The 1732-nt window shown below is 57.2% G+C and carries 2 protein-coding genes; both read right to left on the bottom strand.

The features are described 5' to 3' along the window. Positions 1-123 precede the first annotated feature (123 nt). Complete coding sequence (locus tag NUW23_16290; protein MCR4427706.1) at positions 124-1215, bottom strand: amidohydrolase family protein; 1092 nt, start codon at positions 1213-1215, stop codon at positions 124-126. A 65-nt stretch (positions 1216-1280) separates the two neighbouring features. Beyond that, on the bottom strand, positions 1281-1732 hold a 452-nt coding region (locus NUW23_16285; protein ID MCR4427705.1), incomplete at its 5' end, for a hypothetical protein.

The following is a 1732-nucleotide window of genomic DNA, read 5'->3' as shown; positions in this document are numbered from 1 at the left end:
TTGGCTCCGTTGCTCTTCCGGCACTGTATCTACCTAGCGGGTGTCGAACTCGGGCGATACACAGCGGGCCAACTGGTAGAATCCAGATGGCCCGCGGCAGACTGAGAGCATCTGTGCATATCTCTAGAAGTATCGGCGACCTCCCTTCATCACGAAGCACACCTCGCCGACCGCGGCTATTCGCTCGAGGGGGTTGTCGCGAACAGCAATTATGTTTGCACGCTTACCCAGTTCGATCGTTCCAACTACGGAAGACAGCCCACAGAGCTCCGCGGCATCTCTCGTGGCAATCTGAATGGCTTGCATGGGGCTGTATCCCGCCTCAACCAGCTTTTCCATGTCAACTACGGGATGGGCATGATATGTATCACCGCCAAAGGCGACCCTGACACCGTGTTCCCGAGCGCGGCGAAGCAGGTCGATTGCCGCCTCCAGAGCCTTCTTGCCCTTTTGGACGTAGAAGTCTGGCATGCCGGGCATGGTGACTAGCCCGTGGCAGAAACCAGCCGTTGACACAAGCCATGTCCCCTTCTCAACCATCATCTTCAACTGCTCGTCAGTCAGATATGTCCCATGCTCAATACTGTCAACTCCGTGCCTGATTGCTGCGCTAGCTCCGGGTCCGCCATGAACGTGCGCAGCGACCTTCCGGTTGGCCCTATGGGCTTCCTCGATACACACCGCGATCTCTTCATCCGAATACTCCGCCATAAGAGCCACAGAACCGGGAGTGGACATTCCGCCAGTGATCATGATCTTGATCCAGTCAACCTGCGCCTTTATTTGCCTGCGTACCGACTTCCGAATTGACTCTACTCCGTCGACCTCGTTTCCGAAAAACCACCCGTGACCACCGGTACGCGCTATGAACTCGCCGCAGATTAGCAGGTCTGGTCCATCCATCAGCCCTTCTTGAACGGCTCTGCGCCAAGATACATCCAAGTGATACTGCTCACCCACAGACCTGAGTGTGGTAATGCCCGCTCGGAGCATGTCCCGTGCGTTCTTGACACCTTTGATCGCTGTGTATCCCAGAGGCTCCTTAGACTGGGCGACCTCGTCGCCGATATCGACTCCCAGATGATCGTGGCAGTCGATTAGCCCTGGTATAACGGTGCAACTCGAGAGATCGAAGCAATTCGGTAGTGCCCGCCCCGCCCTGGGTTCGATGGCGGTGATCCTGTCATCCTGCACCGTTACGACGCAATCGCTCACTGGCGGTCTTCCAGTCCCATCGATAAGATAACCGCAGACGATGTGCCTGAGAACACTGGACAATGTCACTCCACTCCCCTGCTTGGCGCCACGTTTGGATTCGGATCCTTCAGGCGCAGATTCTTCGGATCATAAAAGGGCATCCTGACTACTTTAGCGGGAACGCTGTCCTCCCTGCTTCTTACCAGTAGGGGTTTTTCGGGGACTGCCACTTCGGGCACAACGTAGGCCATGGCAATACTCCTACCTATGGTCGGTCCGTAGCCCGCGCTTGTGACTCTCCCCACCTCAGACCCGGCATCATCTGTGACCACGCTGCCGGGGGTCAGAACCCGCCCATCAGGTACCATGAGACCGATGCGCAGCTTGCGTAAGCCGACATCTTTGGCCTTGAGAAGCGCCTGTCGGCCCACGAAGCCCCCCTTATCGAACCGGACCGTCCATTCCAGTCCGGCCTCGAGTGGATTGATGCTTTCATCCACGTCGCGGCCGTAGAGAAGATACCCCTTTTCGAGCC

Source organism: Bacillota bacterium (genome assembly GCA_024655925.1).
In the GTDB taxonomy this organism is placed as follows: domain Bacteria; phylum Bacillota; class DTU025; order DTU025; family JANLFS01; genus JANLFS01.
Note: the sequence above shows the minus strand (reverse complement) of the source record. Positions and strands in the feature narration are given on the sequence as shown.